Consider the following 20,420-nt stretch of genomic DNA (forward strand, 5'->3'; position numbering starts at 1 on the left):
CATTGGCTGCCAATAGATAGCACGCCTACTTAGTTCTGGGTAGGCTGCCCACCCATGAAGAAGGCGGACGCGGTGCGGGGACATCTGGACGGACTGCTGCTGGCCGTGCTCGAACCGGGGCCGTTGCACGGCTACGCGATCATCACGGCCGTGCAGCGGCGCAGCGCCGGCGCGCTGGAGCTGCGCACGGGCACGGTCTATCCCGCGCTCAACCGGTTGGAGCGGCTCGGGCTGCTCCGCAGCGACTGGGACTCCGTCGGCGAGCGGCGGCGGCGCCGCTACGAACTCACCGACGCCGGACGCCGGACCCTGGCCGACGAGCGGGCGGCCTGGCGGGAGTTCACCGCGGCCATCGGCGCCGTCCTGGAGCCCCCCGCGCGTCCGGGGCACGCCGTATGAGCGCCGCCGACCGACCGACGGGGCGCGTCGAGGCCGCCGAACACGAGGCCGCCGAACAGTACGGCTCGGTCGAGGAGTACGCCCGGGCCCTGGCCTCCGCCCTGCACGGACCGGCCCGCGCCAGGGAGCGGCTGGTGGCGGAGATCCGCGCCGGCCTCGCGGACACGGTGGAGGCGCACGTCGACGGGGGCGTGCCCCGCGACCGGGCCCTGGCGTCGGCCGTGCGCGAGTTCGGCACCGTGGCGGAGCTGGCGCCGGCCTGTCGGCGGGAGTTGACCGTCGCCCAGGCCCGGCACACCGCTCGGACCGTGCTCCTGACCGCGCCGCTTCCGGCCGTCTGCTGGTACCTGGTGGCCCTCGCCCACGGATCCGGCCACCATCCGCCACGCGCCGTCCAGGTGCCGGTCGTGTCCTTCGCGGGCGTCGCGATCGTCACCGCGCTGTTCGCCCTGGCGGTACTGGCGGCCACCGGGCCCCTCGCCCGCCGGCTGCCCACGCCGCGTCGGTTGCCCCTGGCCGCCGCGTGGACCGGCACCGCCGCCGGCGCGTCCCTGGCGCTCGCCACGCTCGCCCTCGCCGTGAGCTCTCCCCTGGCCACGCACTGGCCACCGGTCGCGCTCGCCGGCGTGCTCACCGCCGTGTCCCACGCGGCGGTGGCGGTCTCGTCCCGCGCCTGCCGGGCGTGCGCCCGCGCCTGACGGTCCGGCGGCGGCCGGCGCGACACACCGCACCGGCCGTCGCTCCGGCGCTCCCCTGTCAGTGCCGCCCGCTAGCTTTCCTCCGTGCGGAGCCGGGCCGGCCGGGTCCCGGCCGCCGCGCCACCGCGGGCGTCCGCCGGGCGCCCGGTACCGCCTCCATCCCGAAGGGACGCGATCCGTGCGGAAGTTCAAGCTCCAGGTCCAGGTCGGCATCGACGGATACATGGCCGGTCCGAACGGCGAGATGGACTGGATGACGGTCCCGTGGAGCGACGACCTCAACGCCCACGTCGACGCGCTCACCCGGTCGGTGGACTGCATCGTGCTGGGGCGCAGGCTCGCCGAGGGGTTCATCCCGGCCTGGGCGGCCGGGCCCGAGGGCGAGGACCAGGCGTCCATCGACTTCATGAACAACACGCCCAAGGTCGTCGTCTCCGACTCCCTGGCCGAGTCGCCCTGGGAGAACGCCACCGTAGCCGGCGGCGACCTCGCCGAGACCGTGCGCAAGCTCAAGGCCCAGCCGGGCGGGGACATCATCACCTACGGCGGCAGCACGCTCGTCTCGAACCTGATCGCCGGGAAGCTGCTGGACGAGCTCCATCTGTTCGTCAATCCGACCGCGCTCGGCTCCGGGCTGCCCGTGTTCCCCGACACCGGCGCCCACCACGGGTTCCGCCTGGTCGACGCCCGGCCGTTCGACTGCGGGATCGTCGCCCTGCACTACGAGCCGCGGCGCTCCTGAGCCGGGTGCCCGACGGCGCTCGGGCGCGCGCCCGAGCGCGGGAGCCGGCACGCGCGCGGATCGCGGGCGCGTGCGCCGACCGACCCTCACATCCGTTCGTAACTTTTCCGCTCACCGGCAGATATGCACGGCGGACGGCGATCGCCCGTCCACGACCGGCGAGGAGGGAAGCACGATGAACACGAGGGGACGGGCCCTGGTGCGGACGGGCGCGGTGGCGGTGGCCGTGGCGGGCGCGGTCCTGGCGGGCGGCGGGGCGGCATGGGCCGACGAGACCCACCACGGCTCGCACAACGGGCCGAACATCGCGCTGATCTCCACCGGTCAGATCGACGACCCCCTGGAGGACGTGTTGGAGCACGCGGCGCTCTTCCAGCGCGACCACCACACCGGCTGAGGCGGCGCGCCGGACACCGGCTCCGGCGCGAGGGAGCCGGTCCCGCCCGACGGGTTCGGACGGAGTCGGTCGGGACCGTCGCGCCGGAGGCGGCGGAGCCGGGGCAGGCACCGCCCCGGCTCCCCGGCCGTTCCGGGACGGGGCGGGTCCGTCCCGGAACGGCCCGAGGCCCGGCGGGGAGGCGGCTTCTCCAGCCGCTTCTCCCCGCCGGGCCGTCGCCGTCCGGGCGGAGGGGACCGCCCGGACGGCGAAAGATCGCTGGGAACCGCCGCGTCGGCGGTCGGAGACCTCTACGACACGCCCACGGCGTCCCTCAGGCGCGGACCTTGGCGCGCTCCAGGGCCGCGATGCCCACCGCGGCCAGCACGACCTGGATCAGGATCTGTATCCAGTCGATGCCGTTCGTACTGGCGACGCCGAGCCCCGCCGCGACGAACGTACCGATCAGGGCCGCGGCGATACCGACCACGATCGTCCACAGGAAGCCGATGCGCTGACGGCCGGGAAGCACCAGGCGCCCCAGGACGCCGATGACGATACCCACGACGATCGCGGTGAGAATGCCGGTAATCTCCATGACTTCACCTTTTCGGGTCGTTTCCTTGCGGTTCCTCCTTCCCTCTTCGCGGAGAGGCACACGGAGAACATGTCAAGAGGGCACCGACCGACGCGCGTTACGGCACCCGGCGTCCGACGGCCGGCCGGTGGAAACGCGGGTGCGCCGCCCCACCGGGGCGGCGCACCGTGTCGAACGGGAAGGTCGGACGGGAGGGTCGAACGGGGAGGTCGGGCGGGAAGGGGACGCGGATCAGACGCCGATGTTCCGGCCGTTCTTCCGCCAGACGGCCACGACCGACGGGCGGACGACCTTGCCCGGCCCGTCGGGCCAGGACGAGGCCGGCTTCTCGTAGGTGGCGCCGTCCTTCTCGCCCGGGTGCTGGACGGCGACGAGGACGCGGCGGTCCTGCACGATCGGGCCGCAGGTCTCCGCACCGGCGGGCACCGTCAGGAACTGCCGCACCTCACCGCGCCGTTCACCCGCCGTGGCGACGCCGAAGAGGCCGTCGTGCGAGCCCAGCGCGTTGCCGTCGGTGGAGATCCACAGGTTGCCGTAGTCGTCGAAGGTGAGGTTGTCCGGGCAGGAGATCGGGCTGACCTGGTCCTTGGGGAAGCCGCCGAAGTAGGTGGCGGGGTCCTCCGGGTCGCCGCAGACCAGGAACAGCCGCCAGGCGAAGCCGTCGGCCGCCGGGTCGTCCCAGTGCTCGGCCAGTTCCAGCACGTGGCCGTGCTTGTTGGCGTTGCGCGGGTTGGCCTCGTCCGCGCCGGGCTTGCCGGCCGTGCCGCGCTGGGAGTTGTTGGTCAGCGCGACGTAGACGCGGCCGGTGCGCGGGCTGGGCTCGACGTCCTCGGGCCGGTCCATCTTGGTGGCGCCCACCTTGTCGGCGGCGATCCGGGTGTGGACGTAGACCTCCTCGGCCGTCATGCCGGGGACGTGCGAGGTGTTGCCGGTGGCCAGCGGGATCCACACGCCGGAGCCGTCGAACTCGCCGTCGTTCGGGAGCTTTCCGCTGCCGTCGATCCGGTCGGCCGGGCTGTCGCCGGTCAGCTTGGCGACGTAGAGGGTGCCCTCGTCCAGCAGCGTGAGGTTGTGCTCGCGGGCGCGCCGGCTGTCGCCCTTCATCATCGACTTGGCCGAGACGAACTTGTACAGGTAGTCGAAGCGCTCGTCGTCGCCCATGTAGACGACCGGGCGGCCGTCGGCGGTCAGCCGCGGCTGGGCGGCCTCGTGCTTGAAGCGGCCGAGCGCGGTGCGCTTGCGCGGGGTGGAGTCGGGGTCGTACGGGTCGACCTCGACGATCCAGCCGAAGCGGTTGGCCTCGTTGGGCTCCTTGGCGAGGTCGAAGCGGTCGTCGAACCGCTCCCACTTGCGCTCGGTGGCGCCGCCGGTCATGCCGTAGCGGGCCAGCTTCGCCTTGGTGTCGGCGTCGGTGACGGAGGCGGCGTTGGCGAAGTACTGGTTGAAGTTCTCCTCGGCGGACAGGGCCGTGCCCCAGGGGGTGGAGCCGCCCGCGCAGTTGTTGAGGGTGCCCAGCACCTTCGTGCCGGTGGGGTCGGCGGAGGTCTTCAGCAGGTCGCTGCCCGCGGCCGGGCCGGTGAGGCGGAACTCGGTGGTCGCGGTGAAGCGGCGGTTGAGGTGGTGGCGGGGAACGGCCCCGAGCCGTCCCGTGCGGCGGTCCTCCTCGACCACGACGACGGAGAGCCCGTGCGCGGCCCAGGCGATCTCGACCTGCTCGCGGGTGGGGTTGTCCGGGTCGTACCCGGGGAACATCAGGTTCTCGTCGGTGTACTCGTGGTTGGCGAAGAGGACCTGGCGGCCCCGCTCGCCCTTCAGCGGCATCAGGACGAGGAAGTCGTTGTTGTAGCCGAACTGCCCGGCCTGCGCCTTGGCGCTCTGCTTCTCCGGGTCGAAGGCGGGGGCGCCGCGCAGGATCGGGTCGCCCCAGCGGATGACGATGTTCTGGTCGTAGCCGGCGGGCACGGTGACCTTGTCGGCGGTGTTCGGGGCGACGGGCGCGAACCGCAGGCCGCGGGCGCCGTCGAGGGGCTTGCTCTTCTCCCAGCCCTTCCCCGCCGCGGCGGCGGGGGCGGCACCGGCTCCGGGCGCCTGGCCGAGCCCGGCCGCGGCGGCCGCGGCGGCGGCGCCGACGACGGCGCCGGCGCGCAGCATCGAACGCCGGGAGAGGGCACCGGCTATGAGGTCGCCGACGTACTCGTTGCCGCTGGTGTTGGGCACCTCGTGGAAGCAGGCGTCGCCGCAGCGGTAGCGGCAGGTCAGGGCGGATCTCCCGCCAGGGTGCGAACCGATCAACGGCAGCAGCTTGCGCATGGTCCCCTCCGGATGTTCCGTGTTCGTGCAGGTGAGGACGGTATGCGTGCGGATGCGACGGCGGGCGACCACACGGTGAACACCGGTTTAACCCGACCCGTGAGAATGGTTGAAGCCCTCAACCATTCTCACGGGTCGGGTCCGGCCGGACGCGCTCGGTCAGGGCCGGCGGGCGGGCCCGGACCGTTAGGATTTCCCCATGGCGGCCACTGGAAAAGAGCAGCAGGGGTCCAAGGCGTTCTACGTCACGACCCCCATCTACTACGTCAACGACGCTCCGCACCTGGGCCACGCCTACACGACCGTCGCAGGCGACGTGCTCACGCGCTGGCACCGCCAGCGCGGCGAGAAGGTGTGGTACCTCACCGGCACGGACGAGCACGGTCAGAAGATCATGCGCACCGCCGACGCCAACGGGGTCTCCCCGCAGGAGTGGTGCGACAGGCTCGTGGAGGAGGCCTGGAAGCCCCTCTGGGAACACCTGGAGATCGCCAACGACGACTTCATCCGCACCACGCAGGAGCGGCACACCGCCCGCGTCCGGGAGTTCGTCCAGGACTTGTACGACAAGGGCGAGATCTACAAGGGCGAGTACGAGGGCCCGTACTGCGTGGGCTGCGAGGAGTACAAGTCCCCCGGCGACCTGCTGGAGGGGGAGGGTGACTTCGCGGGCGAGAAGCTGTGCCCGATCCACAAGAAGCCCGTGGAGATGCTCAAGGAGGAGAACTACTTCTTCAAGCTCTCCGAGTACGGGCCGAAGCTGCTGGAGCACTACGAGAGGCACCCCGAGTTCATCCAGCCCGAGTCGGCGCGCAACGAGGTCGTGAACATCGTCCGCCAGGGCCTGGAGGACCTGTCGATCTCCCGCTCCACCTTCGACTGGGGCGTGAAGATCCCCTGGGACGACAAGCACGTCATCTACGTGTGGATCGACGCCCTGCTGAACTACGCCACCGCCGTCGGCTACGGCGCCGACCAGGAGAAGTTCGAGCGGACCTTCCCGGCCGACGTCCACCTCGTCGGCAAGGACATCCTGCGCTTCCACGCGGTGATCTGGCCCGCGATGCTGATGGCGCAGGGCCTGCCGCTGCCCGGGAAGGTCGCCGCCAACGGCTGGCTGATGGTCGGCGGCGAGAAGATGAGCAAGTCCAACCTGACGGGCATCTCGCCGCAGCAGCTCACCGAGCACTTCGGCGTGGACGCGTACCGCTGGTACTTCCTGCGCGCCATCGCCTTCGGCCAGGACGGCTCGTTCTCCTGGGAGGACTTCTCCGCCCGCTACACCAGCGAGCTGGCCAACGACTACGGCAACCTCGCCTCGCGCGTGGCGGCCATGGTGAACAAGTACTTCGACGGGCTGCTGCCGGAGTCGAAGGCGGAGGGCGAGGCCGAGCAGCCGATCAAGGAGGGTCTGGCCGAGGCCGTCGCCGAGGCCGACCGGCGGATCGGCGACGAGCTGGACTTCGCCGGCGGCATCGCGGCGATCTTCGACTTCGTCAAGCTGGTCAACGGCTACCTCACCGAGCAGGAGCCGTGGAAGGTCGCCAAGGACACCTCCCCCGAGGCCCAGGAGCGCCTGGCGACGATCCTCTACACCGCCGCCGAGTCGCTGCGCGCCTGCGCGGTGCTGCTCAACCCGGTGATGCCGCGCACCTCCGGCCTGCTGTGGGACTCCCTGGGCGCGGAAGCCCCGCTGGGCGCCCTGGCCGACCAGCGCGTCCAGGACGCCGGCGCCTGGGGTCTGCTCCCGGCCGGCACCCGGGTGACCAAGGGCGCGGTGCTCTTCCCGCGCCTGGAGGAGCCGAAAACCGCCTGAGACCCGCGCTCTCCACCGGCCCCCGGCCACGTCCTCGCTTTGACGGGACGGCCGGGGGCCGGTCGCCGTTGTGAGCCCGCCGATCCCGCACCCGGGTGAAGCCGCCCGCTGCCCGGTGGACGGACGTGGCGTGTGCGGCACGCGCCGCCGCCGTAGCCGGAATGCTCTTTTCTGTTCGTTTCCCGGCCTCGGCGTCGGTCTTCCGACCGCCTCCCGGGCCGCCCGCGCCGTGAGAGGACCACAGGACATGCGCTCCACCGCGAAGTGCCGCCGGCCCCGCAGGGTCGCCGCCCTGCCGTTCGCCCTCGTGCTCGGCGCCGTGTGCCTGGCGGGCTGCGGCGACGACGAGGAGCCCGCCCCCGAGGCGTCCGTGCACGTCGAGGAGACGCGTGCGGGCGGCGAGGACTACGACTTCGTGTACGGGGATCTGGCGGAGGGCGAGTTCTGGAACGACGTCGACACCTGGGTGGGCAAGCGGATCACCCTCCGGGCCGATGTCGGCGAGGTCGTCGACGAACACGCCTTCACCGTCGCCGACGCGGGCGAGGACGACGGCGACAACCTCGGCGACCGCCGGAACCTGCTGGTCGTCTCCGCCGATCCGCACCAGGCGCGGGAGGGGAGCACCGTGCGGGTGACCGGCACGGTGCGGGAGGGGTTCGCGGCCCGGGAGGTGGCGGACGACCTCGGCGTGGAGTGGGAGGCCGACCTCCTCGCCGACTGGGAGGAGGAGCTGTACCTCGTGGCCACCGCCGTCGACACCTCCGTGGGCCGGCGGTGAGGGGCCGGGCTCGCGTGGCGGCACGGCCCCGCACCGTCGACAATGGCGATCACCGATGTTTTTCCGTATTCGGGCGGTTGTGTCCGAAAACCGTCTCGCCGGGACCCCGGCCGGGAGAGGAGAGGCCCATGTGGGGTGTTCGGAGCCGTTCGCGGCGGCGTCCGGCGGTGGTGCCGCCCGCCCTGGCGCGCCTCGCCCTCGGGGTCCTCGGGGTTCTCGGGGTTCTCGTCCTGTCGGGGTGCGGAGGTCGGGGGTCCGAGGGCATCACCGAGATCCGGGAGGCGTTCGAGGACGGCGACGGGGGGTCCGTCGTCGGTGAGGAGCGGACGATCGAGGGCCGGGTCGCCGACGTCGTCTCCCCCTGGGCCTTCACCGTCGGCGGCGACGAGCCGGGAGGCGTCGAGCCGATGCTGGTCGTGGAGGGGGACATGCCGCCCGTCGACCAGGACGACGTGGTCCGCGTCACCGGCACCGTGCGCGAGTTCGATCTCCAGGAGGTCCAGGAGGAGCTGGGTGTGAACCTCTCGGACGGCCTGTACCGCGACTACCAGGGCGAGCCCTACATCAGGGCCAGGAGCATCACCGAGGACGTGGGGACCGGGTGACCGGTCCCGGCCCGCCAGCCCGTCGGGGCCGCTCGCCGATCTCGTCGACGATCCCCCGCTCCAGGACCGCGTGGCGTCCGATGACCTGCCCCTCCCTCAGTCCGTCGGGGGAGTCCTCGGTCGCCACGACGCGCTCGCCGAGGTAGACCTTCGTCCTCCGGTCGAAGATCAGCTCCACGCGTTCCCCGCGGTTCTCCCGCGCGACGGCGACCCCGTGGCGGCCCGCCGCGTCGACGGAGTCCTCGACGAGGACGACCCCCGGGATCCGGGCGACGGCCCGGAACAGCGCGGCGGCGACGTCCGGCGGCAGCAGCGACTCGCGCACCAGGGTGCTCACGAGTTCGAAGGCGTCCTGGTCGTCGCCCTCCGCACCGCCCTCGCTCGTCGCGTACAACCAGTCGAGCATCTCGCCGGGGTCGGTCGGCAGGGTCTGGAGGCGCCGGTAGTTGGTGTTGGCGGGGATGCCCGGGGTCTCGGGCTCCAGGTCGAACGTGAGGGGGCCGTACTCGCTGTCCGCGTGCGCCCGTCCCCAGCGGGTGCCGTCCACGGAGCGCCAGGCCTCGCGCCGGTGGACGGGCTCCACCACGGCCTTCCTCCCCTCCTCGTGCCGGCTGTGGGCGGCCAGGCTCTCGACGTAGACGAACTGGTCGTCCCGGATGCCGTCCGGCACCTTCCGGTGCTCGGCGGCGTACGCCACCTCCTCCAGCAGCACCACCGCCTCCCTGGACGCGGGCGGCGCCCCCCGGTCGGGGAGGTCGGAGGGCAGGGCCACGGTGAGCGTGGCGACGACGGCCGCCGCCACGGTCCCGGTGACGAGCGAGGGGCGCAGCCGGCGTGGCCGCGGGGCCGGTGGCGCGTCGGTCCGTCCGTCCCGGGCCACCTCGGTCATCAGGTGTTCCCTGAGGAGCCGGCGGCGGCCGGGCGGGAGGTCCCGCTCGCCGGGTCGGGGGAGTTCGGGGTGTTCGGGGTGTTCGGTGGGCGTGGTCATCGGTTTCCCTCCCGGGCGAGCCTGTTCACGGAAGCGCGCCTGTCGTCCGTCCGTCCGCCGTCACGGGCCCCGTCGCGGGACCGTTCCTCCAGCGCGGCGGTCAACTTCCTCCGTCCCCGGGACAGCCGGGAGCGGACGGTGCCGACGGGTACGCCCAGGGCCTCGGCGGCGGCCGTGTAGTCCAGCCCCTCCCAGGCGCACAGGGCGAGCACCTCGCGCTCGGGGCGGCGCAGGGCCGCGAGCGCGGTGCGTACGACGTCGAGTCGGGCCGCGTCGTCCATCCGGCCCGCGACGTCGTCGGCGAAGTCGCGTTCCTCCGCCGGTGGCGGCAGCCGGGCGACGGCGGCGGCGTGTCGGCGGGCGGCGCGGCGCCTGTTGCGGACCGTGTTGGTGGCCAGGCCCAGCAGCCAGGGCCGCAGCGAGCCGCCTTCGGCCCCGATCCGTCCGCGCAGGCGCCACGCCTCCAGGAACGTCAGCGACACCACGTCCTCGGCCGTCGACCAGTCCCCCGTCAGCCGGAAGGCGTGGTTGTAGACCGACTTCGCGTACCGGTCGAAGAGCGTTCCGAAGGCGTCGGCGTCACCGGACCGTATCCGGGCCCTCAGTTCCTCCTGGTTGGTCTCCACGCCCCTGTCACTGTCCGCTCGCCGAGGACCGGTTCCCGGGGCCGTCGGGCCGTCACAGTTCCCAGGTGTGCGTCCGGCCGCCGGGTTCGGCGTACGCGAGGGTCTGGGCCCGTGGCGTGACGCGGACGGTGAACCACTCGCGGCGGGGCCGGTTCAGCGTCCGCCACCGCGCGTGGGCGCGCTCGACCCGTTCCCACAGGTCCCGGGGCCCGGCGGCGACGACCGCCGCGCCGGACCGCCGGCCGTGGTCGGTCACCCGCGTGCGGGAGCCGTCCTCGGGGTCGTGCAGTGTGGTGACGTGCCGGCCGTCGTCGGTGCGGTGGTGGTCGCGTTCGACGGTCGGTCCCAGGTGGAGCTGGGCGAAGAAGGAGAACGTCCAGTCGTCCAGCACGCTGCCGGACAGCGGCGAGCCTCGGTGGTGTCCGTCCGCCGGTTCCGGGGGCGCCGCCGCCGGTCGGGGGCCGGACAGCAGCGGCATGAAGGCCGCCGGGGTGTGCAGCAGGTGTCCGGCGGCGGTCCCGTCCGGGAGCTTCGTCAGTCGGGCCAGCATTCCGCCGGCCAGGGTTCCCTTGAGCGGGACGACCAACAGGCCGCCCGTCATGCACTGGTCAAGCCAGGAGTCGGGGACGCGCCGCACCGAGCAGGTGGCGATGAGGCGGTCGAACGGCGCGTGTCCGGGCGCGCCCGCCGCCCCGTCGGCCGCCCGCACCACCGGCGACAGCCCCAGCGCGCCCAACCGTTCCTCGGCCGCGGCGGTCAGGCGCGCGGAGACGTCCACGGTCACCACGTTCTCCGCCCCGGCGAGCCGGCACAGCAGCGCCGCGTTGTACCCCGTCCCGGTACCGATCTCCAGCACCCGCGCGCCCGGCTCGACGTCCAGGGCGTCGAGCATGTCGGCCATCAGGCTCGGCGCGGTCGAGGACGAGGTGGGGACGCCCGTGACGGCCTCCGTCCCGGCGTCCTCCGCGTGCACCCCGTCCACCTCGGTGATCAGGGAGTCGTCCGCGTACACCCGGGCCGCCCACTCCCGGGCGTCCCCGTCCGACCTGCGCCAGGGGACGAAGCGCTCCCCGTCCCTGCGGTAGAACACCGGGACGAACGGATGGCGCGGCACGTTCAGGAAGGTCTCGGCGAGCCGGGAGGAGAGGACCACACCTCCCTCGTCCATCCGCCGCACCAGTTCGACTCTCGCCTCGATGAGGTCTCCGTCGTCCTCGCCCCCGTCCGAGTTCACGTCCCTTTCCCTTCCAGCCAGTCGGCGACGGCGGCCGTGATCGGCAGACCGGTCGCCTGCTCCACGAACCCGAACTGCCCGCCCGGGTTCACCTCCAGGAAGCACCATTCCCCGTCGGGCGTGACGACGAAGTCGAACGCGCCGTAGGGGAGCCCGAGGGTGTCCATCGTCCGGCGTACTCCGGCGGCGACGGCCGCCGGCGGCTCGCACACCCGGTAACTGTGGCCGGCGTAGTCGCTGCGCCAGTCCACGTGTCCGGCCGCCGAGTCCACGTGGATCTCGGTGGCGAAGAGCCGTCCGCCGACGGCCGTCAGCCGCACCTCGTACGCCTTGGGCACCCACTCCTGGAACAGGTGCGCCGTGGTGGCCACGTCCGGGTGCGACAGGTCCTCGACGCCGACGACGCTGGTGTACGTCGCCACCGACTCCCCGCCGGCCGTCCCGCGCACGGGCGTGAACGGCTTGAACACCAGCGGGCCGCCGAGCGCGTCGCCGAACTCCCGTGCCGCATCCGGGTCGTTGGTGATCAGCGTGCGCGGCACGGTCAGTCCGGACTCGGCCGCGACGCGCAGTTGCAGCGGCTTGTACTCGGCGTCGGCGGCCCGGCCCGGCGGCGGCAGCCACCGGACCGGCAGCGCCGTCAGCAGTCCGCCGAAACCGCGTCGCGCCTCCCGTTCCGCCACCGCGCGCGCGTCGGGCGACATGGCGTCGGGGAACCGGGGCCGGGCCGGCCTGCGGTAGTAGACGCTCCGCACGGACCGCAGTTCCAGCGTCCGGCGCTCCGTGCGGAGCGTGCCGCCCCACTCCGTCCCCTCGAACCTCGCGGCGAGCGCCAGTCGCTGCGGGAAGTCCGCCAGGTCGGTGCGGAAGACGGGCACGGAGCGCCGGTTCAGCTCCTCGACCACCAGGTCGGCGGTGGGGTCGAAGCGGCCCGCCAGGACGAGGACCGTTCCGGCCGTGGTCATCGGTCGTCCGTCATCGGTCGTCCCTCATCGGTCGTCCGTCACGGTCCGCCGGCCGTCAGTCGTCGCTCGGGCCCGGGTCGTCCGGCGCGTCCAACTCGCCGGTGGGCTGCGTCGGTCCGTAGGTCTTCGGCGGGTTCCGCGTCATGAAGACCCCCGGTGGAAGCCCCTGGTAGACGCCGGTCTGCGTCTCCTCGTCGTAGGCGATGTCCTCCGGCAGCACACCGCCCGAGCCGGAGACGGCGGTGAGGAACCGGAAGGCGAGCGGTGCCGGGCCCCGGTGGTCGGTCAGGTCCGGCAGGTCCGGAGCCGCGCCCCGGTCCAGCGGGAATCTGTCCTCCGGTCTGTCCAGGACCAGGCCGGTCCCGGTGCGCTCGTCCAGGATTGTCGTGCTCATGACTCCCCCTTCTGCTTGGAGGGGACGGCGCTCCTCGCGCCCGCCCGGCCACCGGCCCCCGCTCGGCGGAACGTCCCCGTGGTGAGTTTCTCCGTCCCACGGCGGCCGTAAGCCGGTTTTCCGGCCATGCTGCGACCCCCCGCCCCGCCCAGCGACCGGACGGAGATCCGGTAGCGCAGGCCGTCGCCGTCCGGGACGGTGAGGACGTAGAGGCCGCCGTCCTCCAGGGCCCGCAGGGCGTCACGGTGCGCGACCCCGTCCGACGGCCAACGGCGCAGGAGCGCGGCGGCGTCCGGGCCGGCCCCGTCGTACGGGCGGAGCAGACCGGAGGACGCCCAACGGGCGTGGGGCGACGGGTCGATGCGATCGGCCAGGCGCGGGGCCTGGGCACGTATCCAGCGCAGGGCACGACGAGGACTGCGGGCCCGGTGACCGCCCAGCAGCCACTCCCGGCGGGTGCCCTCCTCCACGACGGTGGCCTCGCACCACACGCCGCCGGACGCGTACGGGGCGCGGGCGGAGGCGAGGGTGAAGCCGATCAGGGCCGCGCTGACGGCCGTGATCAGTCCGCCCAGGCACACGGCGATGAAGTCCACGGCGCTCACGTCCCCTCGCGCGCGGCGCGCAGTTCGAACCAGACCCGTTTGCCGGCCGGCTCCGCCCCGCCCGTCCAGCTCACGCCCCAGGCGTGGCTGAGGGTCTCGACCAGGTACAACCCGCGTCCGGTGGTGTCGTCCGCGTCCGCGCGGCGCGAGCGCGGGACGCCGCGCTGGTCGCCGTCCCAGACGGAGACGGTCACGCCCAGGCGCGTGACGGCGGCCTCCACCGACAGGTGCGGTACACGGGTGTGCACGACCACGTTGGTCACCACGTCGCTGACCAGCGTGCGGGCGGTGTCCAACAGTCCGTGGTGCCCGGCGGCCCACAGCCAGGCCGCGACCGCCTCACGGGCCACTCTGGGGGTGGTCGGTATGGCGGGGGCGGTCAGCCGGTAGTGGGTGGTGGGGCTGTTCGACGTGGTCACGGTCATCCGTGCCTCCTGCGCGGTTCGTCTACGAGGTACCGGCACGCGCGTCCACCACCGTGGCTCGGTCGCTCCACCCGCGCCGCTTCGGCACATGGGCAGGGAAGGGCAACTGCACTGCGGGTTCACTGGTGTTCACGCTGCGCATCGAACCGTAAGGCACATACATGTGCCGTCACAACCATGTGACAGGATCTTCACTCACGAGTGGACCGCCGGAGCGGACGCACGGCACACTTGGACCGCCTATCGGGAGAGGATCAATGCCACCCAGAAGCAGCCCCACAGCACGTCAGGCCCGCTTGGGCGCAGAGCTGCGGAAGTTGCGCGAGGCATCCGGTCTCACTGCTCGCGAGGCAGGAGAACTGCTCGGCGGCAACCAGGCTCAGATCAGCCACATCGAGTCGGGGCGCTGGGGTGTGAGTGCGGAACGCGTACGGCGACTCGCCGCCTTCTACTCCGCCGGCGACCAACAACTGATCGACGCGCTGTGCGAGATCGCCGAAGACCGCACCAAGGGGTGGTGGGAAGAATATCGAGGCATCCTGCCGCCGTCATTCCTCAACGTAGCGGAGCTTGAGTACCACGCCGCCTATCTGCGCTCGCTCCAGACGCTCACGGTGCCCGGCATCTTCCAGACGGAGGACTACTCGAGAAAGCTTTTCGAGGAAGTTATCCCACCGCTTCCCCGAAGCGAGGTCGATGCCAGAGTCGAGCACCGCGCGAGACGACGTGTGATCTTCGAACGCGACCAGCCGACACCATTCGAGGCGATCATCCACGAGGCCGCGCTACGCATGCACTACGGCGGTCGGAAGGTGGCTCGCTCCCAGCTCGACTACCTGCTGGAAGTAACCGAGTGGCCGAGCGTCACCGTGCGAGTCGTCCCCTTCACCTCCGAAAGGTTCATCGGCTCGTCCCAATCCGTGCTGTACGCAGGTGGTCCCGTTCCTCAACTGGACACGGTCCTGCTGGACAGCGCATACGGTTCCGCGTTTCTGGATGCGCACGCCCAGTTGGACAAGTACAGGGCGGTGTACAGCGCATTGGAGGAAGTTCCCCTCAGTACCGACAAGACGCGCACCATGATCAGGAAAATCATCAAGGACTTGTGAGGTGTCCGGCATGCCCGACTCCACTACCTGGACGAAATCCTCTTTCTCCGAGGGAGAAGGAGCCAACTGCGTCGAGGTCACGCGGGACGGCGATCGCGTCCTCATACGCGAGAGCGACAGACCCGACGAGATCGTCGTCACCACGCCCGCGAAGCTCGACGCCTTCCTCAAGGGCGTCAAGGCGGGCGAGTTCGACCACTTCGTCGATCGCTGAAGTCATCCTTCGTGGTGTGCCGGTGGGGCGGAGCACCCGCACGGCGGCGTCCGGCCGGGCAGTCCGGTGACATCCGCAGGACGAGCGAAGAAACACGACACAAGGTGTCGGGTTTCGGGTCGAGCATGGTCCCACCGGCCGGCGCCAACGGTGGACGCGGGCCGGGTTCCCACGAACGGACAAGGACCTCCATGCGTGAAACGCCGGAAGAACTCGCAGCACTCCAAGAACTCCTCGACGCCTCGCTCTCCCGCTCCACCTCGCACCTCCGCTCGATCATCACCACCGGGAGCACGCTGACCGCGGAGCAACTCACCCGGGTCCTCACCGGGATGTGCACCCTCGCCCTGTCCACCGTGACGGCGAAGGGCGAACCGCGGATCAGCGGCGCGGACGGGCACTTCCTGCACGGGAAGTGGCACTTCGGCACGGCACGCGACGCCGCCAAGGCCCGCCACCTCGCCGCGCGGCCCGCCGTCAGCGCCGCGCACCTGCGCGGCGAGGACCTGGGTGTGTTCACGCACGGCACGGTGGAGGTCCTCAACCCCCAAGGCGGCGAACCGGCCGCGGACTGGCCGGACCTGCTCGCGTACTTCAAGGACTTCTACGGCGGGGACGCCTTCGACTGGGACGACGACGTGGTCTACTACCGGCTGCATCCGCACTGGATGACCGTCTACGCTCCCGACTTCGCGAAGCTCACCGCGTCCGACCGGTCCTGATCCGCGGCACGCCGCCCGGCGCCGTCCCGGCAACGGCACAGCGGCCCAAGCGCGGCTCGTCGCGTCGGGAGTTCCCCGACCGCGGGCTTCAAGCCCGCTCCACCTCGGTGAGCGCCAGGAGTTCCGCGCGCGCTTGGGCAAGCTGTTCCGGGGTCAGATACGGCGTGTTCATCGCGGCGATCAGCCCTTCCGCGGCGTAGCGGATGGTCAGGGCCCGTCCCGGTGGCAGGCCGTCGGCTTCGAACGCCTCGTTCCAGGCGCGGGCGTCGGCCTGCTGGAGCGCTTCGGCGCACTCCGCGACCTCCAGGACGCCCAGTGCGGCGAGCAGACCGCTGGGGCTGAAGACGCGGGTCAGGTACTCGCTCCCCCCGGTGAAGGCGCGGACATATCCGCGGGTGAACTTGCCGGGGCGGTTCTCGGAGAGATCGACGTGGGCCCGGACCTCCTCCCAGCAGCGGCCGATGGTGTGCTCGATCACCTGGCCGATCAGCTCCTCCCGGCTCCGGAAGTGGTGCATCAGCCCGCTCTTGGTGACTCCGGCGAGCGCCGCGATCTCCGCGAGGCTGGCCTTGGCCCCCCGCTGCTCGAACGCCTGCTCCGCCGCTTCCAGGATCGCGCGGCGCGTGCGCTCACGGTCGCGCAGCGGTTCTCGTTCAGGCAACGTCATGGTGCACCTTCGTCACGGGGCTCGACGGGATCACTCGCCAGGCGATCACGGCCGCCACCAGCAGCAGGACGGCCGCGACGAACGACGTCGTCCGCATCGCCGAGGCGAACGCGTCCCGCGCGGCGGCGACGACCGCGCCATCATCGATCGTGGCCAGCGTCGATGCCAATGACTCGTTGACGGTGGCGTGTTCCCCCGCGCCCAGGTTCCCCGGCAGCTCCAGCCGTGCGCGGTACACCGCCGTCTGCAACGATCCCAGGACCGCGATACCGAGGGCGCCGCCGAGTTCGTAACCGGTCTCCGCGATGGCGGCCGCGGCACCCGACCGTTCCTTCGGCACCACACCGACCACCGAGTCGGTCGACAGCGTCATCGCGATCCCGATCCCGAGGCCCAGGACGGCCAGTGAGGCTCCCAGTCCCCAGTAGGAGGTCCAGGGCGCGGTCGCGCCGATCCCGGCGAGTCCGAGGGCTCCCAGACCGAGGCCGAAGCCGATGGAGCGCCCCGTGCCCAGCCGGGCGACCAGGAAGCCGATCACGGCGATCACCACGATGGCGGCACCGGTTCCGGGCAGCTCGGCGAGCCCGGCGTGCAGCGGCCCGTAGCCCCGCACCATCTGCAGGTACTGGGAGAAGAAGAAGAGCAGGCCGAGGAAGGCGAAGATGGCCAGCGCGTTCGCGCCGACGGCGCCGGCGAAAGCGGGGAGCCGGAACAGCGAGACGTCCAGCAGCGGAACGTCCAGGCGTGTCTGTCGGCGCAGGAAGGCCCACCCGCCCAGCGCTCCCACGGCGGCGGCGAGGAGCACGATCGTGTCGGGTCCGCTGCCGATCCAGCGCTTGACGGCATACACCAGGGGCACGATCGCCAGGATCGAGAGCACCGAGGAGGTCAGGTCGATCCGTCGGCCGGCGGTGCCGCGGGACTCCGGCAGGAGGAACCACCCGCCGACCAGCGCCAGCACCATGATCGGCACGTTGATCAGGAACACCGACCCCCACCAGAAGTGCTCCAGGAGCACACCGCCCACCAGCGGCCCCAGAGCGGCTCCCGCGGTGGCACCGACGGACCAGAGCGCGATCGCGCGGGTCCGTTGCGCGGGGTCGAGGAACACGGCGCGCACGATCGACAAGGTCGAGGGCATCAGCGTGGCCCCGGCCACGCCGAGCAGGGCACGGGCCGCGATCAGGGTCTCCGCGTCGGGCGCGAAGGCGGCGAGCACGGAAGCCGTGCCGAACGCCGCGCTCCCCGTCAGCAGGAGGCGCTTGCGACCGATCCGATCGGCGACATTGCCCATCGTGATCAGCAGTCCCGCCAGCACGAACGCGTAGATGTCACCGATCCACAGCACCTGGGTGGCCGTCGGGGACAAGTCCTCGGTCAGCGACGGAACGGCGAGGTACAGCACCGTGCCGTCGATGGCGAGCAGCATCACGACGAGCACGAGCACGGCGAGCGCGGCCCACTCGCGGGGGCCGGCGAGCCGCGGCGTCGGATTCACATCGATCACATCATCGACCCTAACAAACCATTTGGTCGGTTAAGCGGTCCAAATGGTTTGTCAAGGAGTGAGCCGCCTCACCGCACGGGCCGCGGCCCTCGGCTTGATAGGCAAGCAGATACTTGCCTATTCTGTGGCCGTGGCCGACGACCTCTTCAAAGCCCTGGCCGACCCCACCCGCCGCACCATCCTCGACGAGCTCACGGAGAAGTCCGGACAGACCCTGTTCGAGATCTGCTCGCGGTTGAGCATGAAGCACCGGCTCGGCATCTCGCGCCAGGCGGTCTCCCAGCACCTCGCCCTGCTGGAGGCCGCCGGGCTCGTCGAAACCAGACGGGAGGGCCGCTACAAGTTCCACGACCTGAACACGGCGCCGCTGCGGCGGATAACCGAGCGGTGGCCCACGCCCGCCCCCTCCGAACCAGAGAAGAGCACTCCGTGAAGATCCATCTGACCAGCGTCTTCGTCGACGACCAGGACAAGGCCGAGCACTTCTACACCGAGATCCTCGGCTTCGTGAAGAAGCACGACGTCCCCCTGGGCGAGGAGGCCCGGTGGCTGACCGTCATCGCGCCCGACGAGCCCGACGGCACCGAACTCCTCCTGGAACCCGCCGGCCACCCGGCCGTCAAGCCCTACCGCGACGCGCTCGTCAAGGACGGCATCCCGCTCGCCCAGTTCGCCGTCGCCGACGTGGAGGCGGAGTACGAGCGCCTGCGCGCCCTCGGCGTCCGCTTCACCCAGGAGCCCCTGGCGATGGGCCCCGTCACCACCGCCGTCTTCGACGACACCTGCGGCAATCTGATCCAGCTCGCGACACGGCCGCGGTGAGCCCGCTCCGGGACGGCCCGGGGGCGGCCCGGGTCCGGGCCGGGGCCGTCCGGGATCGTCACCGCGCTCGGCGCGCCCCCGCCGCCCGCCGCGCGCGCGGCTCCTCCACCGCGCGCCGCGCCTGCTCGCGGGCGTGGCCGAAGGGGTCGGGGAGGACACGCAGGCCGTGGGCGACGAGAGCGCCCTCGTGCAACAGCATGAGCGTCCGTCCCAGCTCCTCCGCCTCCGAATCCCCTTCGAGCCCCCCGGAGGCGGTGGCCTCGCCGGCAGCGGCCCCGCCGGCGGTGATCTCGCGGGCGAGGTCCGTGAAGAGCCCGAGCATCCAACGCTTCTGACCCGTGATGACGGCGTGGGCCGGGTGGGAGGGATCGCTGATCTCGGCATGGGCGTTGACCATGCCGCACCCCTTGGAGCCGTTCTCCTCGGCCCACGCGCGGGACGCCTCGAAGACGGCCAGGCAGCGTGCCACCGGTTCGCCCGGTGCCGCGTCGAGGAAGTCGGCCAGGAAGGCCCTCCACCGTTCGTCGCGGGCCGCCAGGTACTCCACGACGATCTGCTCCTTGGAGCCGAACCGGTCGTAGATGGTCTTCTTCGCCACGCCCGCCTCGACGGCGATCAGGTCCACCCCGACGGCGTGGATGCCCCGGCCGTAGAAGAGTCTCTCCGCCGCCTCCAGGACCCGTCTCGCGGCGGGTGTCACCGTGACGCGCCTCGGCTCCGTTCCGTTCTCCACACCCCCATAGTAGACCGATCTGTATACTCCACAGAGTAGACAGATCGGTCTACCCCGGCTCGTCGCGCCGTCCGGCCGGACGGCCCTACGGAGGGAACGGCGATGAACGCCCTGCTCTCGGGCGCGCTCGTGCTGAGCTGGAGCTCCGGTTTCATCGGGGCCAAGCTGGGGGCGGAGAGCGCGCCCGCGGTCACGCTCCTGATGTGGCGTTTCCTGCCGCTGACCGCCGTACTGGCCCTCGTCGTCGCCCTCCGCGCCAGGGACGCCTGGCGCGGACTGTCGGCAGGCGTCCTGGGCAGGCAGGCCGCCATCGGCCTGCTGTCGCAGAGCGCCTACCTGTTCACCGTCTACTACGCGATCCAGCTCGGCGTCTCCAGCGGAACCACCGCCCTGATCGACGGCATCCAACCCCTCGTCGCCGGAGCGCTCGCCGGTCCCCTGCTGCGCCAGTACGTCTCGCGCCGGCAGTGGATCGGCCTGTGGCTCGGCGTGGGCGGCGCCGCCGTGGTCGCCACCGCCGACGCCTCCTCCGCCGCCGGGGCGGCCTGGTGGGCCTACCTCGTTCCGTTCCTCGGCATGCTCGCGCTGGTGGCGGCGACCTTCCTGGAGGAACGGTCCCGCACCCGCGTCGCCCCCACCGTCTCGATGACCGTGCACTGCGCCACCAGCACCGTTCTCTTCACCGCCCTGGCGGTCGGAACCGGTACCGCGACACCACCGGCGGACCCCTCGTTCTGGTTCGCGGTGGGCTGGCTCGCCCTCGTGGCCACCTTCGTCGCCTACGGCCTGTACTGGCTCGTCCTCGAACGCTCGGGGGTGACGAAGGTCAACACCCTCATGTTCCTCATGGCCCCGGTCACCGCCGTGTGGGGCGCCCTCGCCTTCGACGAGCCCTTCGGACCCCGGACCGTCGTCGGGCTGGGCCTCGGCCTCGCCGCGGCCGTCATCGTCCACCGCGGGGGCACGCGGTCCGCCCGGATCCGGACACGCCGCGCACGACCGGTGCGGACCGGCGAGCCGGCCGAGGACGGGGACCGCCTCCCGGGCCGGTGCGGCACCGGACGGGCCTGAGAACCCGCGCCCC

The 20,420-nt window shown here is 72.0% G+C and carries 25 protein-coding genes; 13 read left to right on the forward strand and 12 right to left on the reverse strand.

Annotated features, from left to right (window positions below; genetic code table 11):
* The first annotated feature begins 54 nt into the window (after nt 1-54).
* The 4 genes from F0L17_RS12360 to F0L17_RS12375 all read left to right on the forward strand — a co-directional run bounded on the left by F0L17_RS12360 (nt 55) and on the right by F0L17_RS12375 (nt 2,236).
* Entirely contained in the window at nt 55-399 is a 345-nt protein-coding gene (locus F0L17_RS12360; protein ID WP_155071114.1) for a helix-turn-helix transcriptional regulator, read from the forward strand.
* A complete protein-coding gene (locus F0L17_RS12365; RefSeq protein WP_155071115.1) occupies nt 396-1,097 on the forward strand; it encodes a permease prefix domain 1-containing protein in 702 nt (233 codons plus the stop codon). Before F0L17_RS12360 ends, F0L17_RS12365 begins: the two co-directional genes overlap by 4 nt.
* A gap of 178 nt (nt 1,098-1,275) precedes the next feature.
* The gene (locus tag F0L17_RS12370; protein ID WP_162466111.1) at nt 1,276-1,839 is read left to right on the forward strand and encodes a dihydrofolate reductase family protein; all 564 of its coding nucleotides are present in this window, start codon (nt 1,276-1,278) and stop codon (nt 1,837-1,839) included.
* Between the two features lie 175 nt (nt 1,840-2,014).
* The gene (locus F0L17_RS12375; RefSeq protein WP_162465598.1) at nt 2,015-2,236 is read left to right on the forward strand and encodes a hypothetical protein; all 222 of its coding nucleotides are present in this window, start codon (nt 2,015-2,017) and stop codon (nt 2,234-2,236) included.
* Between the two features lie 313 nt (nt 2,237-2,549).
* Here the strand turns inward: F0L17_RS12375 and F0L17_RS12380 are convergent, their stop codons facing one another.
* Both F0L17_RS12380 and F0L17_RS12385 read right to left on the reverse strand, forming a co-directional pair.
* Nucleotides 2,550-2,813: a GlsB/YeaQ/YmgE family stress response membrane protein gene (locus tag F0L17_RS12380; RefSeq protein WP_155071116.1), complete on the reverse strand. Its 264-nt coding sequence runs from the start codon at nt 2,811-2,813 to the stop codon at nt 2,550-2,552.
* Nucleotides 2,814-3,044: 231 nt separating this feature from the next.
* Entirely contained in the window at nt 3,045-5,123 is a 2,079-nt protein-coding gene (locus tag F0L17_RS12385) for a PhoX family protein (RefSeq protein ID WP_155071117.1), read from the reverse strand.
* A gap of 199 nt (nt 5,124-5,322) precedes the next feature.
* Here F0L17_RS12385 and metG point away from each other — a divergent pair, with 199 nt between their 5' ends.
* The 3 genes from metG (at nt 5,323) to F0L17_RS12400 (ending at nt 8,325) form a co-directional block, all read left to right on the forward strand.
* A complete protein-coding gene (gene metG, locus F0L17_RS12390; protein ID WP_155071118.1) occupies nt 5,323-6,939 on the forward strand; it encodes a methionine--tRNA ligase in 1,617 nt (538 codons plus the stop codon).
* A gap of 247 nt (nt 6,940-7,186) precedes the next feature.
* The gene (locus F0L17_RS12395; RefSeq protein ID WP_155071119.1) at nt 7,187-7,720 is read left to right on the forward strand and encodes a hypothetical protein; all 534 of its coding nucleotides are present in this window, start codon (nt 7,187-7,189) and stop codon (nt 7,718-7,720) included.
* A 128-nt stretch (nt 7,721-7,848) separates the two neighbouring features.
* Nucleotides 7,849-8,325 carry a hypothetical protein gene (locus F0L17_RS12400; RefSeq protein WP_155071121.1) on the forward strand — a complete coding sequence of 159 codons (477 nt, stop codon included), beginning with the start codon at nt 7,849-7,851 and terminating at the stop codon, nt 8,323-8,325.
* Here the strand turns inward: F0L17_RS12400 and F0L17_RS12405 are convergent.
* From F0L17_RS12405 to F0L17_RS12435, 7 genes are read right to left on the reverse strand one after another with little or no spacing between them, the layout of a single operon-like run.
* Entirely contained in the window at nt 8,300-9,313 is a 1,014-nt protein-coding gene (locus tag F0L17_RS12405) for a CU044_5270 family protein (protein WP_155071122.1), read from the reverse strand. The genes F0L17_RS12400 and F0L17_RS12405 overlap by 26 nt on opposite strands.
* Entirely contained in the window at nt 9,310-9,939 is a 630-nt protein-coding gene (locus F0L17_RS12410; protein WP_420802415.1) for an RNA polymerase sigma factor, read from the reverse strand. The genes F0L17_RS12405 and F0L17_RS12410 overlap by 4 nt, the downstream gene beginning before the upstream one ends.
* A 52-nt stretch (nt 9,940-9,991) precedes the next feature.
* Nucleotides 9,992-11,173 (reverse strand): methyltransferase domain-containing protein, encoded by a 1,182-nt coding sequence (locus tag F0L17_RS12415; protein WP_338018062.1) that lies wholly within the window; start codon nt 11,171-11,173, stop codon nt 9,992-9,994.
* The gene (tgmB, locus tag F0L17_RS12420) at nt 11,170-12,138 is read right to left on the reverse strand and encodes an ATP-grasp ribosomal peptide maturase (RefSeq protein ID WP_155071124.1); all 969 of its coding nucleotides are present in this window, start codon (nt 12,136-12,138) and stop codon (nt 11,170-11,172) included. The genes F0L17_RS12415 and tgmB overlap by 4 nt, the downstream gene beginning before the upstream one ends.
* A 55-nt stretch (nt 12,139-12,193) precedes the next feature.
* Nucleotides 12,194-12,532, reverse strand: a complete 339-nt coding sequence (locus tag F0L17_RS12425; RefSeq protein WP_202917865.1) for a hypothetical protein — start codon at nt 12,530-12,532, stop codon at nt 12,194-12,196.
* The gene (locus F0L17_RS12430; protein WP_155071125.1) at nt 12,529-13,137 is read right to left on the reverse strand and encodes a hypothetical protein; all 609 of its coding nucleotides are present in this window, start codon (nt 13,135-13,137) and stop codon (nt 12,529-12,531) included. The genes F0L17_RS12425 and F0L17_RS12430 overlap by 4 nt, the downstream gene beginning before the upstream one ends.
* A complete protein-coding gene (locus F0L17_RS12435; RefSeq protein WP_155071126.1) occupies nt 13,134-13,562 on the reverse strand; it encodes an ATP-binding protein in 429 nt (142 codons plus the stop codon). The genes F0L17_RS12430 and F0L17_RS12435 overlap by 4 nt, the downstream gene beginning before the upstream one ends.
* A gap of 296 nt (nt 13,563-13,858) precedes the next feature.
* Between F0L17_RS12435 and F0L17_RS12440 the strand changes: the two genes are divergently transcribed.
* The 3 genes from F0L17_RS12440 (at nt 13,859) to F0L17_RS12450 (ending at nt 15,607) form a co-directional block, all read left to right on the forward strand.
* Entirely contained in the window at nt 13,859-14,671 is an 813-nt protein-coding gene (locus tag F0L17_RS12440) for a helix-turn-helix domain-containing protein (RefSeq protein WP_338018063.1), read from the forward strand.
* Nucleotides 14,672-14,681: 10 nt separating this feature from the next.
* Nucleotides 14,682-14,885 carry a DUF397 domain-containing protein gene (locus F0L17_RS12445; protein WP_155071128.1) on the forward strand — a complete coding sequence of 68 codons (204 nt, stop codon included), beginning with the start codon at nt 14,682-14,684 and terminating at the stop codon, nt 14,883-14,885.
* 191 nt (nt 14,886-15,076) lie between these two features.
* Nucleotides 15,077-15,607: a pyridoxamine 5'-phosphate oxidase family protein gene (locus F0L17_RS12450; RefSeq protein WP_155071129.1), complete on the forward strand. Its 531-nt coding sequence runs from the start codon at nt 15,077-15,079 to the stop codon at nt 15,605-15,607.
* An 88-nt stretch (nt 15,608-15,695) separates the two neighbouring features.
* Here the strand turns inward: F0L17_RS12450 and F0L17_RS12455 are convergent, their stop codons facing one another.
* Together F0L17_RS12455 and F0L17_RS12460 are read right to left on the reverse strand one after the other, a co-directional pair.
* Nucleotides 15,696-16,274 carry a TetR/AcrR family transcriptional regulator gene (locus tag F0L17_RS12455; protein WP_155071130.1) on the reverse strand — a complete coding sequence of 193 codons (579 nt, stop codon included), beginning with the start codon at nt 16,272-16,274 and terminating at the stop codon, nt 15,696-15,698.
* Nucleotides 16,261-17,781 (reverse strand): MFS transporter, encoded by a 1,521-nt coding sequence (locus F0L17_RS12460; protein ID WP_338018064.1) that lies wholly within the window; start codon nt 17,779-17,781, stop codon nt 16,261-16,263. The genes F0L17_RS12455 and F0L17_RS12460 overlap by 14 nt, the downstream gene beginning before the upstream one ends.
* A gap of 130 nt (nt 17,782-17,911) precedes the next feature.
* Here F0L17_RS12460 and F0L17_RS12465 point away from each other — a divergent pair, with 130 nt between their 5' ends.
* Both F0L17_RS12465 and F0L17_RS12470 read left to right on the forward strand, forming a co-directional pair.
* Complete coding sequence (locus tag F0L17_RS12465) at nt 17,912-18,214, forward strand: metalloregulator ArsR/SmtB family transcription factor (RefSeq protein ID WP_162466112.1); 303 nt, start codon at nt 17,912-17,914, stop codon at nt 18,212-18,214.
* Entirely contained in the window at nt 18,211-18,603 is a 393-nt protein-coding gene (locus F0L17_RS12470) for a VOC family protein (RefSeq protein WP_162466113.1), read from the forward strand. The genes F0L17_RS12465 and F0L17_RS12470 overlap by 4 nt, the downstream gene beginning before the upstream one ends.
* A gap of 58 nt (nt 18,604-18,661) precedes the next feature.
* On the opposite strand, the gene F0L17_RS12475 is transcribed toward F0L17_RS12470, so the two are convergent.
* On the reverse strand, nt 18,662-19,336 hold the full coding sequence (locus F0L17_RS12475; protein ID WP_162466114.1) for a TetR family transcriptional regulator: 675 nt from the start codon (nt 19,334-19,336) through the stop codon (nt 18,662-18,664).
* Between the two features lie 102 nt (nt 19,337-19,438).
* On the opposite strand from F0L17_RS12475, the gene F0L17_RS12480 reads away from it, so the two are divergent.
* A complete protein-coding gene (locus F0L17_RS12480) occupies nt 19,439-20,407 on the forward strand; it encodes a DMT family transporter (protein ID WP_155071131.1) in 969 nt (322 codons plus the stop codon).
* Nucleotides 20,408-20,420 lie beyond the last annotated feature (13 nt).

This window comes from Streptomyces taklimakanensis, assembly GCF_009709575.1.
In the GTDB taxonomy this organism is placed as follows: Bacteria; Actinomycetota; Actinomycetes; order Streptomycetales; family Streptomycetaceae; genus Streptomyces; species Streptomyces taklimakanensis.

Excerpts from the sequence above, each read along its gene's own strand:
- F0L17_RS12360 (WP_155071114.1), top strand. The coding sequence starts at position 55 with ATGAAGAAGGCGGACGCGGTGCGGGGACATCTGGACGGACTGCTGCTG.
- F0L17_RS12375 (WP_162465598.1), top strand. The coding sequence starts at position 2,015 with ATGAACACGAGGGGACGGGCCCTGGTGCGGACGGGCGCGGTGGCGGTG.
- F0L17_RS12405 (WP_155071122.1), bottom strand. The coding sequence starts at position 9,313 with ATGACCACGCCCACCGAACACCCCGAACACCCCGAACTCCCCCGACCC.
- metG (WP_155071118.1), top strand. The coding sequence starts at position 5,323 with ATGGCGGCCACTGGAAAAGAGCAGCAGGGGTCCAAGGCGTTCTACGTC.
- F0L17_RS12395 (WP_155071119.1), top strand. The coding sequence starts at position 7,187 with ATGCGCTCCACCGCGAAGTGCCGCCGGCCCCGCAGGGTCGCCGCCCTG.
- F0L17_RS12455 (WP_155071130.1), bottom strand. The coding sequence starts at position 16,274 with ATGACGTTGCCTGAACGAGAACCGCTGCGCGACCGTGAGCGCACGCGC.
- F0L17_RS12425 (WP_202917865.1), bottom strand. The coding sequence starts at position 12,532 with ATGAGCACGACAATCCTGGACGAGCGCACCGGGACCGGCCTGGTCCTG.
- tgmB (WP_155071124.1), bottom strand. The coding sequence starts at position 12,138 with ATGACCACGGCCGGAACGGTCCTCGTCCTGGCGGGCCGCTTCGACCCC.
- F0L17_RS12380 (WP_155071116.1), bottom strand. The coding sequence starts at position 2,813 with ATGGAGATTACCGGCATTCTCACCGCGATCGTCGTGGGTATCGTCATC.
- F0L17_RS12450 (WP_155071129.1), top strand. The coding sequence starts at position 15,077 with ATGCGTGAAACGCCGGAAGAACTCGCAGCACTCCAAGAACTCCTCGAC.
- F0L17_RS12480 (WP_155071131.1), top strand. The coding sequence starts at position 19,439 with ATGAACGCCCTGCTCTCGGGCGCGCTCGTGCTGAGCTGGAGCTCCGGT.
- F0L17_RS12400 (WP_155071121.1), top strand. The coding sequence starts at position 7,849 with ATGTGGGGTGTTCGGAGCCGTTCGCGGCGGCGTCCGGCGGTGGTGCCG.
- F0L17_RS12385 (WP_155071117.1), bottom strand. The coding sequence starts at position 5,123 with ATGCGCAAGCTGCTGCCGTTGATCGGTTCGCACCCTGGCGGGAGATCC.
- F0L17_RS12435 (WP_155071126.1), bottom strand. The coding sequence starts at position 13,562 with ATGACCGTGACCACGTCGAACAGCCCCACCACCCACTACCGGCTGACC.
- F0L17_RS12365 (WP_155071115.1), top strand. The coding sequence starts at position 396 with ATGAGCGCCGCCGACCGACCGACGGGGCGCGTCGAGGCCGCCGAACAC.
- F0L17_RS12445 (WP_155071128.1), top strand. The coding sequence starts at position 14,682 with ATGCCCGACTCCACTACCTGGACGAAATCCTCTTTCTCCGAGGGAGAA.